At 71.5% G+C, this 15,967-nt stretch carries 12 protein-coding genes; 7 read left to right on the forward strand and 5 right to left on the reverse strand.

Going from position 1 to position 15,967, the window contains the following annotated elements:
* Positions 1-204 precede the first annotated feature (204 nt).
* Positions 205-1,599 (forward strand): hemolysin family protein, encoded by a 1,395-nt coding sequence (locus DEJ22_RS09000; protein ID WP_111226238.1) that lies wholly within the window; start codon positions 205-207, stop codon positions 1,597-1,599.
* Entirely contained in the window at positions 1,596-2,690 is a 1,095-nt protein-coding gene (locus DEJ22_RS09005; RefSeq protein WP_258379539.1) for a hemolysin family protein, read from the forward strand. Before DEJ22_RS09000 ends, DEJ22_RS09005 begins: the two co-directional genes overlap by 4 nt.
* A gap of 83 nt (positions 2,691-2,773) precedes the next feature.
* Here the strand turns inward: DEJ22_RS09005 and guaB1 are convergent, their stop codons facing one another.
* Positions 2,774-4,213 (reverse strand): GMP reductase, encoded by a 1,440-nt coding sequence (gene guaB1, locus DEJ22_RS09010; protein ID WP_111226239.1) that lies wholly within the window; start codon positions 4,211-4,213, stop codon positions 2,774-2,776.
* 278 nt (positions 4,214-4,491) lie between these two features.
* On the opposite strand from guaB1, the gene DEJ22_RS09015 reads away from it, so the two are divergent.
* Positions 4,492-8,217 carry a multifunctional oxoglutarate decarboxylase/oxoglutarate dehydrogenase thiamine pyrophosphate-binding subunit/dihydrolipoyllysine-residue succinyltransferase subunit gene (locus tag DEJ22_RS09015; protein WP_181430676.1) on the forward strand — a complete coding sequence of 1,242 codons (3,726 nt, stop codon included), beginning with the start codon at positions 4,492-4,494 and terminating at the stop codon, positions 8,215-8,217.
* Positions 8,218-8,335: 118 nt separating this feature from the next.
* Here DEJ22_RS09015 and DEJ22_RS09020 read toward each other — a convergent pair whose 3' ends face one another.
* From DEJ22_RS09020 to DEJ22_RS09030, 3 genes are read right to left on the reverse strand one after another with little or no spacing between them, the layout of a single operon-like run.
* Positions 8,336-8,776, reverse strand: a complete 441-nt coding sequence (locus DEJ22_RS09020) for a GNAT family N-acetyltransferase (protein ID WP_111226240.1) — start codon at positions 8,774-8,776, stop codon at positions 8,336-8,338.
* 51 nt (positions 8,777-8,827) lie between these two features.
* Complete coding sequence (locus tag DEJ22_RS09025) at positions 8,828-9,070, reverse strand: zf-HC2 domain-containing protein (RefSeq protein ID WP_111226241.1); 243 nt, start codon at positions 9,068-9,070, stop codon at positions 8,828-8,830.
* On the reverse strand, positions 9,067-9,861 hold the full coding sequence (locus DEJ22_RS09030) for a sigma-70 family RNA polymerase sigma factor (protein WP_111226242.1): 795 nt from the start codon (positions 9,859-9,861) through the stop codon (positions 9,067-9,069). The genes DEJ22_RS09025 and DEJ22_RS09030 overlap by 4 nt, the downstream gene beginning before the upstream one ends.
* A 120-nt stretch (positions 9,862-9,981) precedes the next feature.
* Between DEJ22_RS09030 and aroA the strand changes: the two genes are divergently transcribed.
* Genes aroA through DEJ22_RS09050 form a run of 4 tightly spaced genes read left to right on the forward strand, consistent with a single transcriptional unit; the run spans position 9,982 to position 14,388 of the window.
* The gene (gene aroA, locus DEJ22_RS09035) at positions 9,982-11,343 is read left to right on the forward strand and encodes a 3-phosphoshikimate 1-carboxyvinyltransferase (RefSeq protein ID WP_111226243.1); all 1,362 of its coding nucleotides are present in this window, start codon (positions 9,982-9,984) and stop codon (positions 11,341-11,343) included.
* 4 nt (positions 11,344-11,347) lie between these two features.
* Positions 11,348-12,406 carry a ribosome small subunit-dependent GTPase A gene (gene rsgA, locus DEJ22_RS09040; protein ID WP_111226244.1) on the forward strand — a complete coding sequence of 353 codons (1,059 nt, stop codon included), beginning with the start codon at positions 11,348-11,350 and terminating at the stop codon, positions 12,404-12,406.
* 41 nt (positions 12,407-12,447) lie between these two features.
* Positions 12,448-13,587 carry an ABC-2 transporter permease gene (locus tag DEJ22_RS09045; RefSeq protein ID WP_146241676.1) on the forward strand — a complete coding sequence of 380 codons (1,140 nt, stop codon included), beginning with the start codon at positions 12,448-12,450 and terminating at the stop codon, positions 13,585-13,587.
* Between the two features lie 18 nt (positions 13,588-13,605).
* Positions 13,606-14,388 (forward strand): inositol monophosphatase family protein, encoded by a 783-nt coding sequence (locus tag DEJ22_RS09050; protein ID WP_111226246.1) that lies wholly within the window; start codon positions 13,606-13,608, stop codon positions 14,386-14,388.
* On the opposite strand, the gene DEJ22_RS09055 is transcribed toward DEJ22_RS09050, so the two are convergent.
* Entirely contained in the window at positions 14,375-15,874 is a 1,500-nt protein-coding gene (locus DEJ22_RS09055; RefSeq protein ID WP_111226247.1) for an MFS transporter, read from the reverse strand. The two genes, DEJ22_RS09050 and DEJ22_RS09055, sit on opposite strands and share 14 nt — an antisense overlap.
* Between the last annotated feature and the right edge of the window lie 93 nt (positions 15,875-15,967).

Genomic DNA, 15,967 nt, shown 5'->3' on the forward strand with positions numbered 1-15,967 from the left:
CCGGGACGCCGCTCCAGCGGCGTCCCGGCCGTGCCGGTGGGGAGGGGCACGGCGCACTCCCTGTACGTCCTCTCGGCTCCGACACCGCGCACCCGGTACCATGACTGTCACTGTGGACGATCCTCCGAATGCCTCTTCGCCTTCCCACTCATCCGGCGCTCACTCGGTGAGCAGCCCCGCTTCCCCTGTGTCGGGAGGTGGAGAATGAGTCCCCTCGACATCGTCATGCTGGTCGGCGGCATCCTGCTGACCCTCGGTACCGGTGTCTTCGTCGCCTCGGAGTTCGCACTCGTGAACCTCGACCGCGCCGAGGTCGAGGCCCGTCGCGACCGCGGTGAATCCGGTCTCGCACCGGTGATCGGCGCGCTCAAGGTCACGTCGACGCACCTGTCGAGCGCACAGCTCGGCATCACGCTCACGACCCTGCTGACCGGCTACCTGCTCGAACCGTCGATCGCGCGACTGCTCGAGGCACCGTTCCTCGCGATGCAGCTCCCCGAGGCGATCGTCGAGACCGTCGGGTCGATCGTCGCGCTCGTCATCGCGACGCTGCTGTCGATGATCCTCGGTGAGCTGGTGCCGAAGAACTTCGCGCTCGCGCTGCCCCTGCAGACGGCGAAGCTGGTCGTGCCGCTGCAGGTCGCGTTCACCACCGTGTTCAAGCCCGCGGTCGCGGTCCTCAACGGCACCGCGAACGCCGTCCTGCGCTCCATGGGCATCGAGCCCCAGGAGGAACTGTCCGGCGCACGGAGCGCCGAGGAGCTCAGCTCCCTGCTGCGCCGGTCGGCGTCCGAGGGCTCGCTCGAGCAGGACACGGCGACGCTGCTCCAGCGCACCATCGCGTTCTCGGAACTGAGCGCGAGCGACGTGATGACCCCGCGGCCCCGGCTGTCGACCATCCGCGTGTCGGAGTCCGCCGACGACGTCATCGACCTCGCCCGACGCACCGGGTTCAGCCGCTTCCCCGTCATCGAGGAGGACGCGGACGACGTCGTCGGCATCGTGCACGTCAAGCAGGCGGTCGCGGTCCCCCGCGAGAAACGGCCCGAGGTCCCCGTCGGCGCCCTCATGACCGAGGCCGAGCGCGTGCCCGAGACGATGCCCGGCGACACGCTGCTCGCCGAGGTCCGCAGCCGCGGCTACCAGATGGTGATCGTCGTCGACGAGTACGGCGGGACCGCCGGGGTCGTCACCCTCGAGGACCTCGTCGAGGAGATCGTCGGCGAGGTCTCCGACGAGCACGACCGCGCGCGCATCGACGTGGTGCGCTCCCGCGGCTGGCTGACCTTCCCCGGGCTGCTGCGTCCGGACGAGCTCGAGGACCGGGCCGGCGTGACGGTGCCCGAGGACGGTCCGTACGAGACCGTCGGCGGCTTCATCATGTCGACCCTCGGCCGCCTGCCCGCCGTCGGCGACGAGGTCGCGCTCGACGACGGCGTGTTCCGCGTCGAGCGCCTCGACGGCCGCCGGGTCGACCGCATCCGGTGGACCCCGACGCAGCCCGAACCGCTCGCCGACGCGTCCGGTCCCCGACGCTCCGACGACACCCGACCCGCCACCGGGATCATCATCCCCGCCACGAAGGAAGGCTCCCGATGAGCACCGCGTCCGTCCACGACGGCCTGGTCCGCGCAGCCGGCGAGTCCGCCTCCTCCGGGTCCGACTGGTGGGGCATCTTCTGGTTGGTCGTCCTGCTGCTCGGCAACGCGTACTTCGTCGCCGCCGAGTTCGCCGTCATCTCCGCACGTCGCTCGCAGATCGAGCCCCGCGCCGAGGCCGGGTCGAAGGCCGCGCAGATGACCCTCTGGGCGATGGAGCACGCCACGCGCATGCTCGCGACCACCCAGCTCGGCATCACGGTCTGCTCGCTCCTCATCCTCAACGTGTCCGAGCCGGCGATCCACCACCTGCTCGAGGTCCCGCTCGGGCTGACCGGGTGGAGCGTCGAGGTCATCGGCACGGTGGCGTTCGTCTTCACGCTCCTGCTCGTCTCGTTCCTGCACGTGGTGTTCGGCGAGATGGTGCCGAAGAACATCTCGTTCTCGATGCCGGACCGTGCGGCGCTGCTGCTGGTCCCGACGCTCTGGTACATCGGCCACGGTCTGCACTGGGTGATCGTCGGCCTGAACGAGGCGGCGAACGGCGTGCTCCGCCTGTTCAAGGTCGAGCCGAAGGACGAAGCCGTCAGCGCCTTCACCGTGGAGGAGGTGCAGACGATCGTGGAGCAGTCGCGTCGCGAGGGCACCTTGACCGACGACGGCAAGCTCGCGATGGCGTTCGAGTTCACGGAGAAGAAGGTCAAGGACGTCGCCGTGCCGATGTCCGACCTGGTCACGCTGCCCGAGGAGGCCACCCCCGAGGACGTCGAGCGGGCCGTCGCCCAGCGTGGCTTCTCGCGGTACGTGCTGGTCAGCGAGGGCGGCGATCCGACGGGCTACGTGCACGTGAAGGACGTCATCGACCTGCGTCCGGACGAGTTCGACGTCCCGGTGCCCCCGAAGCGGATCCGGCAGCTCATCTCGCTGTACACGGACATGGACCTCGAGGACGCCCTCGCGACCATGCGCGCGGCGGGACGTCACGTGGCGCGCGCGTTCGACGCCGAAGGGCGCACGATCGGCGTGCTGTTCCTCGAGGACATCCTCGAGGAACTCGTCGGCACCGTCGAGGACGCGACCCGACGCCGGTAGACCCGGCCACCGGAGACGGGAGGCGCGGTGCCAGCCGGCACCGCGCCTCCCGTCCGTCCGCTCGTCGCGCGCCGAGCGGAGCGCTACCAGCTCACGGGGAGCGGCTTGCCCTCCTCGTAGCCGGCGGCCGACTGGATGCCGACGAGCGCACGCTCGGAGAACTCGGTGAGCGAGGACGCCCCCGCGTACGTCGCCGAGCTGCGGATGCCGGTGGTGATCATGTCGAGCAGGTCCTCGACGCTCGGTCGCTCCGGGTCGAGGTAGATCGTCGACGACGAGATGCCCTCGGCGAAGAGCGCCTTGCGGGCCCGCTCGTACGGGTCGAGTCGCTCGAACCGCTCGCGCACGGCCTTGGCGGACGCCATGCCCCAGCTCTCCTTGTACGCCTTGCCCGCGGCGTCCCGACGGAGCACACCGGGCGCCTCGAGCGTGCCGGCGAACCACGAGCCGATCATGACGCTCGACGCGCCGGCGGCCAGTGCGAGCGCCACGTCGCGCGGGTACCGGACGCCGCCGTCCGCCCAGACGTGCGCGCCGAGGGAGCGGGCCGCGGCCGCGGTCTCCAGCACGGCGGAGAACTGCGGGCGCCCGACGGCCGTCATCATGCGGGTGGTGCACATCGCGCCCGGACCGACACCGACCTTGATGATGGTGGCGCCGGCGTCGACGAGGTGCGCGACGGCGTCGGCGGTGACGACGTTGCCCGCCACGATCGGCAGGCCCAGGTCGAGCGACGAGACGGTGCGGAGCGCGCGGAGCATGCCCTCCTGGTGCCCGTGCGCGGTGTCGAGGACGAGCACGTCGACCCCGGCAGCGGCCAGGGCCTTCGCCTTCGCGGCGACGTCGCCGTTGATCCCGACGGCCGCGGCGACCCGCAGGCGGCCGTCCCCGTCGACGGCGGGCGTGTAGATGTCGGAGCGGATCGCGCTCGTCTGGCTGGTGGTGCCGACCACCCGGCCGTGCCGCACGACCGGTGCGAAGTCGACCTCGGCCGCGGTGAGCACGTCGTACACGTGGCGTGCGGTGCCGGCGTCGTCCGCGTCGATCGCGGTGGACGGGCCGTGCAGCAGGTCGCCGATCGTGGCGTCCGCCCCGGCCGTGCCCAGCCGCGTGGCCGGCACGCAGCCGAGGTACTCCCCCGCCGCGTCGCGCACGACGACGCCGCGACCGGCGACCGGCAGGAGCTGCTCGAGCGCCTCGGCGACCGTGGTGTCGGCGCGCATGTCGTAGGCGGTGTCGAAGTCGACGGGCTGGTCCTTGACCCAGCGGATCGCGGCGTCGAGGTCCTGCAGGTGCATGTCCTGCGGCAGCACGCCGAGACCGCCGCGACGGGCGAGGGTCGCGGCGAGGCGCGGCCCGGTCACCGAGTTCATGTTCGCGCTGACGATCGGGATGGTCGCACCCGTGCCGTCGTTCGTGGCGAGGTCGACGTCGAACCGGCTCGTCACGCCGGACCGGCTCGGCACGAGGAAGACGTCGGAGTAGGTCAGGTCGTGCGTCGGCCGCGTCTCGTAGAACCTCATGGGTGCCACTGTACGACCACGCACCGACCCCGACGCGCGTGCGTGCGCCGACGGTCGCAGTGGCCCGTGGCGCGCGGGTGCGCGTTCGCCGGTGCGACAGGTGTCGTCCGCCCTGACCACCAGACGGCGACACGCGCGACCGCGGCCGGGAGGCACGGCTCACGTCCGACGGTCACCGAACGGTCGGCGCGGAACGGCTAGGCTTGCGGGCAGTGCGGAGCAGGGTTGCCCCGTACGACACACACGAGCATCTATCGACGGAGAGTGGGCGATCGGCTGTGTCGAGCCATCTGACGGGTACGGACGAGACCGCGGGGGAATTCGGGGCGAACGAGTGGCTCGTCGACGAGCTGTACGAGCAGTTCGTCGCCGACAAGGAGTCCGTCGACAAGTCGTGGTGGCCCGTGCTCGAGAGCTACCACCGTTCCCAGGCCGACGCAGCCCCGTCCACGTCCGCTCCCGCTCCGCAGGGGCAGTCGTCGACGCAGCAGCCCGCCACCGGTGACGCGCCGGCCGAGGCGAAGCCCGCCGGCCCGATCCAGGCCAAGACCACGTCGCGCCAGCCGACACCGCAGCCGATCCCGGCCGAGGCGAACGACCAGGCGGACGACCACGAGGAGACCCACGAGGACGTGGCGACCCCGCTCCGCGGCATGGCGAAGACCCTCGCGTCGAACATGGACGCCTCGCTGTCCGTGCCGACGGCCACGAGCGTCCGGACCATCCCCGCGAAGCTGATGATCGACAACCGCATCGTCATCAACAACCACCTGCGCCGTGCCCGTGGCGGCAAGATCTCCTTCACCCACCTCATCGGGTGGGCGATGGTGCAGGCCCTGAAGGACTTCCCGAGCCAGAACGTGTTCTACGAGGAGCGCGACGGCAAGCCCTTCGTCGTCGAGCCCGCGCACGTGAACCTCGGCATCGCGATCGACGTCCCGAAGAAGGACGGCACCCGTTCGCTCCTCGTGCCGAGCATCAAGCGCGCCGAGACGCTGACGTTCGGCCAGTTCCTCTCCGCCTACGAGGACCTGGTCAAGCGCGCCCGCGACAACAAGCTCACCCCCGCGGACTTCCAGGGCACCACCATCTCGTTGACCAACCCGGGCGGCATCGGCACCGTGCACTCGGTCCCGCGCCTGACGAAGGGCCAGGGGTCGATCATCGGCGCCGGCGCGCTCGAGTACCCGGCGCAGTTCCAGGGCTCGGCGACGAAGACCCTGGTCGAGCTCGGTGTCGGCAAGACCATCACGCTGACGAGCACCTACGACCACCGTGTCATCCAGGGTGCCGGCTCGGGTGAGTACCTGAAGAAGGTGCACGAGCGACTGATCGGCGAGCACGGCTTCTACGAGGGCATCTTCGCGGCGCTGCGCATCCCCTACAAGCCGATCCAGTGGGCCAACGACATCAACGTCGACCTGGCCCACCGCGTGAACAAGACGTCCCGCGTGCAGGAGCTCATCAACAGCTTCCGCGTGCGCGGCCACCTCATGGCGGACATCGACCCGCTCGAGTACCGCCAGCGCACCCACCCCGACCTCGAGCTCGAGAACCACGGGCTGACGTTCTGGGACCTCGACCGCGAGTTCGTGACGGGCGGCCTCGCCGGCACCACGACCGCTCCGCTGCGCGACGTGCTCGGCATCCTGCGCGACGCCTACTGCCGCACGGTCGGTGTCGAGTACATGCACATCCAGGACCCCGAGCAGCGGCGCTGGGTGCAGGGCCACATCGAGGTGCCGTACTCGAAGCCGTCGAAGGACGAGCAGCTCCGCGTCCTCGGCAAGCTCAACGAGGCCGAGGCGTTCGAGACCTTCCTGCAGACGAAGTACGTCGGCCAGAAGCGGTTCTCGCTCGAGGGCGGCGAGTCCACGATCGCGTTCCTCGACACGCTCATCCAGCACGCCGCCGGCGCCGGGCTCGACGAGGTCGCGATCGGCATGGCCCACCGCGGACGCCTCAACGTGCTCACGAACATCGCCGGCAAGACGTACGGCCAGATCTTCCGCGAGTTCGAGGGGTCGTCGCTGCCGGGCGCGGTCTCGGGTCAGGGGTCGGGCGACGTGAAGTACCACGTCGGCACCGAGGGCCTGTTCCGCGCGTCCGACGGATCGAGCATCCCGGTGACCATCGCGGCGAACCCGTCGCACCTCGAGGCCGTCGACGGCGTGCTCGAGGGCATCGTCCGCGCCAAGCAGGACCGCACGCCGCCCGGCACCTTCGGCGTGCTGCCGGTGCTCGTGCACGGCGACGCGGCCATGGCCGGACAGGGTGTGGTCGTCGAGACGCTGCAGATGTCGCAGCTCCGCGGTTACCGCACGGGCGGCACGGTCCACCTCGTGATCAACAACCAGGTCGGCTTCACCACGCCCCCGGAGTCCGCGCGCAGCTCGGTGTACTCCACCGACGTCGCGAAGACGATCCAGGCGCCGATCTTCCACGTGAACGGCGACGACCCCGAGGCCGTGGCCCGCGTCGCCGAACTCGCCTTCGCGTACCGCGAGGAGTTCCACCGCGACGTCGTGATCGACCTCGTCTGCTACCGCCGTCGCGGGCACAACGAGGGCGACGACCCGTCGATGACGCAGCCCCTCATGTACAACCTCATCGAGGCGAAGCGCTCCGTCCGCACCCTCTACACCGAGGCCCTCGTCGGTCGGGGGGACATCACGCAGGAGGAGTACGACGAGGCGCACCGCGACTTCCAGGACCGCCTGGAGCGCGCCTTCGCCGAGACCCACGAGGCACAGACCGGCACCATGCCCGTCATCACGACGGACGACGACGGCGCCGTGGACGGCCTCGAGCGTCCGACCGCCCAGCGCGACGACGTCGAGGTGGAGGTGCACGAGACGGCGATCTCCGAGGAGCTCGTCCGGGCCATCGGCGACGCGCACAGCAACCCGCCTGCCGGCTTCTCGATCCACCCGAAGCTGCAGCAACTGCTCACCAAGCGCACCGAGATGACCCGCTCCGGCGGCATCGACTGGGCGATGGCGGAACTCATGGCGATCGGTTCGGTGCTGGTCGAGGGCAAGCCCGTTCGCCTCGCCGGCCAGGACGCCCGACGCGGCACCTTCGTGCAGCGCCAGGCGGTCTTCCACGACCGGGTGAACGGCCAGGAGTGGCTGCCGCTGGCCAACGTGGCCGAGGACCAGGCCCGCCTGTACATCTACGACTCGTTGCTCAGCGAGTACGCGGCGATGGCCTTCGAGTACGGCTACTCGGTCGAGCGTCCCGAGGCCCTCGTGCTCTGGGAGGCGCAGTTCGGCGACTTCGCGAACGGCGCGCAGACCGTGATCGACGAGTTCATCTCGTCCGCCGAGCAGAAGTGGGGGCAGCGCTCGGGCCTGGTGTTGCTGCTCCCCCACGGCTACGAGGGTCAGGGGCCGGACCACTCCTCGGCGCGCATCGAGCGGTACCTGCAGCTCTGCGCCGAGGACAACATGATCGTCGCGCGGCCCTCGACCCCGGCTTCGTGGTTCCACCTGCTCCGCCGCCAGGCCTGGGCGCGGCCGCAGAAGCCCCTCGTCGTCTTCACCCCGAAGGCGATGCTCCGCCTTCGTCAGGCGACGAGCCCGGTCGAGGCCTTCACGAACGGCTCCTTCCTCGAGGTGCTCGACGACGACCGCGTGGCCGACAAGGGTGCCGTGCGCCGCGTCGTGCTGCACTCCGGCAAGGTGCACCACGACCTGCGTGCGGAGCTCGACAAGTCCGGCGCCGCCGACGTCGCCCTCGTCCGGCTGGAGCAGCTCGCGCCGCTCCCCCTCGACCAGCTGCTCCAGGTGCTGGCGGGGTACCCGCAGGCCGAGGTCGTCTGGGCCCAGGAGGAGCCCGAGAACCAGGGTGCCTGGCCGTTCGTCTGCATGAACCTGTCGCCGCACCTCGACGGTCGTCGGCTGTCCGTGGCCGCGCGTCCGGCGAGCGCCGCGCCCGCGACGGGTTCGTCCAAGCGGTCGGCGCAGGAGGCGTCGGACGTGATCCGCAGGGCGCTCGGCTGACCGACAGCGCCCGGTACGGACGATGCGCCCCGTGGAGACGGGGCGCATCGTCCGTACCGGGCGCGGACCGAGGGTGCTGCCCGTGCGTCGCTGCAGCGCCGGGTGCAGCGCCCGCGAGCTACTTGAGCTTCGTGTATCGGACGCCGGCCTCGTGGTAGCCGCGCTTCTGGTAGAAGCGGTGCGCGCTGTCGGTCGCCGCGGCGGACACGGCGCTGAGGCGGTGCGCACCCTGCTCGACGGCCCACGTCTCGAACACGTCGATGAGCGCGGAACCGGTGCCGTGCCTCCTGGCCGACGGATCGACGACCAACAGGAGGAGCTGCGCCGTGGGCTCGTCGCTCGCGTACGACCACGTGACCTGCGCGCCGGCGACCGCGACGGCCCGGCCGTCCTCGCCACGGACGAGCCACGTGCGGTGGCCGGCCTCGGGCACGAGCCGCTCGAGGCGTGCGCGCATGGCGGGTTCGTCGACGACGTGCCCGAGCAGACGGACGAGGGCGGTGACGTCGGCGACGTCCGCGTCGGACCAGGTGGCGATCGGCTCGGCGGTGAGGGTCATGGGGCGACCCTACCCAGCGCAGGTGCCGTGTGACGACCGCGCCCGTGGCGTCTAGTGGGTCGCCTGCTCCACGCGGATCCGCGCCAGGATCTCCGTGCGCAGCTGCTCCGGAGCGGTCTCGCGGCACGCGCGCTTCACCGTCTCCATGAGCACGACACCCACGCGGTGCTCGCTCGTGCAGTCCTCGCAGGTCTCCATGTGCTCGCGGATGTCCGCGGCGTCCTCACGGCAGAGCTCGTCGTGGAGGAACTCCTCGAGCTCGGCCTTCGCCTTCGAGCAGTCGCAGCCGCTCATCGTGCGTCCTTCCCGTCGGTGCGGCCAGCAGCCGCAGTCGTCTTCCGACCCCGCCCGCGCATCGTCGCCGTCGACGCTGCGTCCGGAACGATGCCGGTCTCGCGTGCGTGGTCCGCCAGGAGCCCCCGGAGGAGCCGGCGACCACGGTGGAGACGGCTCATGACCGTCCCCACGGGGGTCTTCATGATGTCGGCGATCTCCTGGTAGGAGAAGCCCTCGACATCCGCGAAGTACACGGCCATCCGGAAGTCCTCGGGGATCGACTGGAGCGCGTCCTTCACGGCGGAGGACGGCAGGTGGTCGATCGCGTCGGCCTCTGCGGAGCGCGCGGACACGGACTGGGTGACGCTCTCCGCGCCGCCGAGCTGCCAGTCCTCGAGCTCGTCGATGGTGCCCTGGTAGGGGTTCCGCTGGTTCTTGCGGTAGGTGTTGATGAACGTGTTCGTCAGGATGCGGTACAGCCAGGCCTTCAGGTTCGTGCCCTGACGGAACTGCCGGAACGCCGCGTACGCCTTGACGAAGGTCTCCTGCACGAGGTCGGACGCGTCCGCCGGGTTGCGCGTCATCCGCATCGCGGCGCCGTAGAGCTGGTCCATGAACGGGAGCGCCTGCTCCTCGAACAGTGCCCGCAGCTCGCCCTCGGACACGGTCTTCTCGTCCGCGGGCTCCGGCTCGTCACCGGATCCGTCATCGGCGTCCAGCGCGGCGGCCTCGTCGGACACCGCGTCGAGCTGCGCCTCGGTCTCCTCGACCAGGTCGTGCGGTGCTGCCTGCGGTTCGTCGGTCGTCATCACGGACGAGTCTAGGCCGAGCCGGATCGTCGTCCGCACGGGCGGCAGTGCCGTCCGCGACCGTTCGAGTGTCGCTGTCGCCAATGGTCCTCCCACGGTGTTCAGTACCCTGGTGAACCGATGGCCGAGTCGACGCATTCCCACCGCCCCGATCCCTGGATCGCACCCCTCGCCCGCGGGCCCCTGCGCGGCGACGTCGCCCTGCCCGGCTCGAAGTCGTTGACGAACCGGGAGCTGGTGCTCGCGGCGCTGGCTGACGGCCCCTCGACCGTCCGGCTCCCCCTGCACTCGCGCGACTCGGCCCTGATGGTCGCGGCGCTCCGCCAGCTCGGCGTCGGCATCGAGGAGGTCGAGCCCGGGGCCGGCGAGCTGTCGAACCCGTACGGCCCGGACCTCCGCATCATCCCGGCTCCCATGCACGGCGACGTCGCCGTCGACTGCGGGCTCGCCGGCACGGTGATGCGCTTCCTGCCGCCGCTCGCCGCCCTCGCCACGGGCCCGGTCACCGTCGATGGCGATCCCTACGCCCGGAAGCGTCCGATGGGGGCCATCATCCGTGCCCTCGCCGACCTCGGGGTCGACGTCACCGACGACGGTGGCGGTGCGATGCCGTTCTCGTTCACCGGGACGGGCTCGGTGCGGGGCGGGCGACTGTCGATCGACGCGTCCGCCTCCTCGCAGTTCGTCTCCGGGCTGCTCCTGTCGGCGCCACGCTTCGACGAGGGCCTGCACCTGACCCACGTGGGCGAGCGGCTGCCGAGCCTGCCGCACATCGACATGACCGTCGAGGCGCTGCGTGCGCGCGGGGTCCGCGTGGACCAGCCGGCGGTCGGCGAGTGGGTCGTGCACCCCGGGCCGATCGCGGCGCGCGACGTCACGATCGAGCCCGACCTGTCGAACGCCGCGCCCTTCGCGGCGGCCGCGCTGGTCGCGGGCGGCACCGTGCGGATCCGCACCTGGCCGGTGGCGACCACGCAGGTGGGCGCCGACCTCGAGACGCTCCTGCCGCTGTGGGGCGCGACGGTCACGCGGGACGGCGACGACCTCGTGTTCGACGGCGGCGTCGGGGTGGCGGGTGGGGCCTCCCTGCCGGGTGTCACGCTCGACCTGAGCCGCGGCGGTGAGCTCGCACCGGCGCTCGTCGCGCTGTCCGCCCTGGCCGACGGCCCGAGCGAGATCACCGGGATCGGCCACCTGCGGGGACACGAGACGGACCGGCTCGCCGCGCTCGCGGCGGACGTGAACCGGTCGGGAGGCGCGGTGCAGGAACTCGACGACGGCCTGCGGATCACGCCGGCCGCGCTGCACGGCGGCGACTGGGCCGCGTACGACGACCACCGGATGGCGACCGCGGGCGCCCTCGTGGGCCTCCTCGTCGACGGCGTCGCCGTCGACGACATCGGCTGCACCGCGAAGACGCTGCCCCAGTTCCCCGGACTCTGGGCCGACCTCGTGGCGAGCAGCCCGACGAAGGGGAGCTGACACCGTGAGCTGGTGGGACGACGTCGACGGCGACGACACCGACGAGGACGAGCCGTACGGGCAGTACGAGTCGCGGGTCCGCATCCGCCCGAACCCGAAGGGCAACCGCCCGCGCACGAAGGTCCGACCCACCTACGACGACGCCCCCACCGGCTGGGTGACGAACGTCGACCGCGGACGCTTCGGGGTGCTGGTGTCGGCCGGACAGGACGACGAGCGGGTGATCACGGCGACGAAGGCCCGCGAGCTCGGCAAGAAGTCCGTCGTGACCGGTGACCACGTGTCGCTCGCCGGCGACGTCTCCGGCGACGCCGGGTCCCTCGCGCGCATCGTCAAGGTCGCGGAGCGCTCGACCCTGCTGCGACGGAGCGCCGACGACAGCGACGAGGTCGAGCGCGTCATCGTCGCGAACGCGGACCAGATGCTCATCGTCGTCGCGGCAGCCGACCCCGAACCGCGCCCGCGGCTGATCGACCGGTACCTCGTCGCCGCGTTCGACGCCGGACTCGACCCCGTGCTCTGCGTGACGAAGACCGACCTGGCCGATCCGGCGCCGTTCCTCGCGCACTTCGCCTGCCTGGACCTGCGGATCGTGACGAGCCGGTCGGACGACGTGCCGTACGAGGCACTGCACGACGTGCTCGACGGCAAGGTGACGGTCACCGTGGGGCACTCCGGCGTCGGCAAGTCCACGCTGGTGAACGCCCTGACCGGCTCGACGCGGGCCACCGGTGTCGTGAACGCCGTGACCGGGCGCGGGCGGCACACGTCGTCGTCCTCCATCGCGCTGCGCGTGCGGGAGGGCGGGTGGATCATCGACACTCCGGGTGTGCGGTCGTTCGGGCTCGGCCACGTGCAGCCGGAGAACGTCTTCCGGGCGTTCGCCGCGCATGCCGTACCCGTGCGCGAGCCCGACGACGGCATCCCGCTGTCGCAGGCGCACGACTGGGAGATCGTCGACCGGGTGCACGACGGCGAGCTCGGTCCGACCGGGGTCGAGCGTCTCGAGTCGTTCCGTGCCCTGTTGACGGGCATGGGCGCGGACGACCCCGGCGCGGACTGACGCGGCGGCGGCGTGCCGGGGCGGGTGTACGGTTGTTCTCCGTGCCCGAAGTTGCAGAACACAACACGCCCCGGCCGGAGTCGGCCCACCACGGTGACCACGCGGCGACCCACCCGCAGCGGAGCAGTCGTCGACCGGCGCTCGTGGCGCTCCTGCGGCCCGCGCACCTCGGCGGCAGCCTCCGCTCGTTCGGCTCCCACATCCTCGTCCCGCTGTTCCTCGCGGTCGGGATGAGCCTGGCCTACCTCGGCGCCTTCCACGCCCCCACCCCGCACGAGCTCCCGGTGGGCGTCGTCGGCCAGGGCCCGGCCGCGCAGGTCTTCGCCCAGACGGTCACCGACGAGTCGGACGGCGGGCTCGTCGCGCACGTCGTCGGAACCGACACGGAGGCCGAGCGACGGGTCCGCGACCGGGAGCTCGCCGCGGTGTACGCGCCGGCCACCGACGGCGCGACGCTCTACGTCTCGACCGCCGCGAGCGAGACCACCGCGACCGCCGCACAGAAGGTCTTCATGCCGATCGCCTTCGCGCAGCACCTGCCGTTCACCGTGGAGGACGTCGTGCCCACCGGCAGCGAGGACCCCACCGGCCAGGGCCTGTTCTTCCTGCTCGTCGGGTTGAGCGTCGGCGGCTACGCGTCGGCCATCGCGGTCGCCGCGTCCGCCGCGAAGCTCCGAGCGCTGTGGACGGTCGTCGTCGGCGCCGTCACCGCGGGCGTCGTCGCCGGCATCGGCGTCCTCGTGGCCGGGCCGGTGTACGGGGTGATCCCGGAGCACCGGTGGGAGGTCTTCCTGTTCGCCTGGCTCTACGACGCCGTCATCGTCGCCCTCGGCGTCGGCCTGCACCCACTGCTCGGCCGGTGGACCACGCCGATCCTCACGATGCTGTTCGTCATGCTCAACTTCACGAGCTCGGGCGGGATCTTCCAGCCGACGTTCCAGCCGGGCTTCTTCGCCGCCCTCAACACGTTCTGGAGCGGTGCAGCGTGGCTCGAGGCGGCGCAGGACCTCGTGTACTTCCCGTCGGCGCCCCTCGGCCGTGCATCCCTCGTCCTCGTCCTGTGGCTGGCGGCCGCCGTGCTGCTCGGCGTCCTCGTGCACGGCCTCGCCGCACGTCGCACCCGCGTCGCCCGCGAGCGCGAGGTGACGCGGCTCGAAGAGGAGGAGGTCGTGGCGGCGTAGGACGCTAGCCTGGCCCTCGTGGACCTCAGCGCCGACCTGGACTTCGCCCGCTCCCTCGCCGACACCGCCGACGCGATCAGCCTCGAGCGGTTCCGTGCCGCCGACCTGCACGTGACGACGAAGGCCGACAGCACGCACGTCACCGACGCCGACCAGGCGGTCGAGCGGGCACTGCGCGAGCGCCTGGCGGCCGAACGGCCCGACGACGCGTTCCTGGGCGAGGAGACCACGGCTGACACCGGCGCCGACGCCCTGAGCGAGGGACACCGCCAGTGGGTGGTCGACCCGATCGACGGCACCGCGAACTACCTCCGCGGCGTGCCGGTCTGGGCGACGCTCCTCGCCCTGGCCGTCGACGGACGCCCGGTGCTCGGCGTCGTCAGCGCGCCGGCGCTCGGCAAGCGCTGGTGGGCCGCAGAGGGCCTCGGGGCGCACTCCACCGACGGACCGCTGCGGGTGTCCGGCGTCGCCGACCTCTCGGACGCCAGCCTCAGCTACAACAGCATCCAGCAGTGGGACGAGGACGACCGGCTGGACGCCCTCGTCACGCTGTCCCGCAAGGTGTGGCGCACCCGCGCCTACGGGGACATGTGGTCCTACATGCTCGTCGCCGAGGGGGTCCTCGACGTGGCCGGCGAACCCGACCTCAAGCCGTGGGACATCGCCGCGCTGGTCCCCATCGTCGAGGAGGCCGGCGGCCGGTTCACCTCGCTCGACGGCGACCCGGGCCCGTGGCACGGGAGCGCACTGGCGACGAACGGGCTCGTGCACGACGCCGTGGTCGACGTCATCCGGCGCTGACGTCCGCGTCCGCCGCCCGACGCGCCGCGCGTCGTCGCACGACCAGGTCGGTGACGGCCAGGGCGAGGGCGAGGGCCATCAGCGACACCGTGAAGGTCGTACCGCTGCGGAACGCGTCGTGGTAGGCGTCGAGCCGGTCGCCCGAGGACCCGGCTGCCTCCGACCGGACGATGCCGTAGAAGATGCTCGTGGCGACCGCGGTGCCGATCGCCGTCCCGACGCGCTGCCCGAGCTGCTGCATCGACCCGGCGACACCGGACTGCTCGACGGGGACCTCGGCGAGCGTCAGCGTCTGGTTCGGTGACACGACGAACCCGCCGCCGAGACCACCGACCAGGAACGCTCCGGCCATCGCCCACGGCGTGAGCTCCGGCGGGGTGAGGACGGCGGCGAGCATGAGCAGCACGAAGCCGACGACGACTGCGCCGAGACCGACCACCACGAGCGATCGACCGAAGCGGTCGACGATGCGACCACCGACGTACGAACCGACCGCACTGGTCGCCGCGAACGGGATGCTCACCATGCCCGCGAAGAGCGGCTCGAGGCCGAGCCCCTCCTGCAGGAAGAGCGTCACCATGAGGAACGACGCCGGCAGGGCGGCGAAGTAGACCGCGACGATGGACAGGCCGTTCCGGTAGGACGACAGCCGGAACAACGCGAAGTGCACGACCGGCGAGCGCCCCCGCGCCCTGTAGCGGCGCTCCCACAGCACGAAGAGCGCCAGGAACACCGCGAACGCGACCAACCACGCCCACCGCGCCCCCGAGTCCCCCGAGCCGGTCGTGAGCACGAACGGCAGCATGAGCGTGACGATCGCGGCGCCGAGCAGCAGGATGCCGACGACGTCCAACTCCCGGTCCTTCGCCGGCCCCTGGACCCCCTTCGGCAGCAGCTTCACCGCGAAGAACAGCGCCGCGATGCCGAGCGGCACGTTCATCCAGAAGAGCAGTCGCCACCCGGAGGCCTCGCCGCCGATCGCGATGAGCCCGCCGCCGATGGTCGGACCGAGCGCGGTGGAGATGCCGATCACGGCGCCGAACAACCCGAACGCCCGTCCGCGCTCGGGGCCGCGGAACAGCTGCTGCACCAGGCCGATCACCTGCGGCATCTGGGTCCCGGCGGCGAGTCCCTGCACGATGCGGGTCACCATGAGCACCTCGATGGTCGGCGCCAGTGCACAGAGCAGGCTCGACACCGTGAACGCCACGAGCCCGACGATGAAGAGCGCGCGACGGGTCTTGAGGTCACCGAGCCGCCCGGCCGGGACGAGGGCGAGTCCGAAGGCGAGTGCGTACCCGGCGACGATGAGCTGCAGTGACGAGCTCGAGGCCCCGAGCGACCGCTCGATGGACGGCAGCCCGACGTTCACCTTCGACAGGTCGAGGATGGTCAGGGCCGCGACCGCCACGCAGACCGCGAACGCGCGCCACTTCGTGCGGTCGTCGATGTCTGCCGAGGTCGGGGGCGGAGTGGGAGTGGACATCTCCTCAGTTGGTACACCGACGTCCCGCCGACCGCTCCCGGCCGGCACCGTACCCCGCTTGTCCCCTGGACGCGACGACCGCCGCTCACCCTG

The sequence above is a fragment of the Curtobacterium sp. MCSS17_007 genome (assembly GCF_003234175.2).
Lineage (GTDB): Bacteria > Actinomycetota > Actinomycetes > Actinomycetales > Microbacteriaceae > Curtobacterium.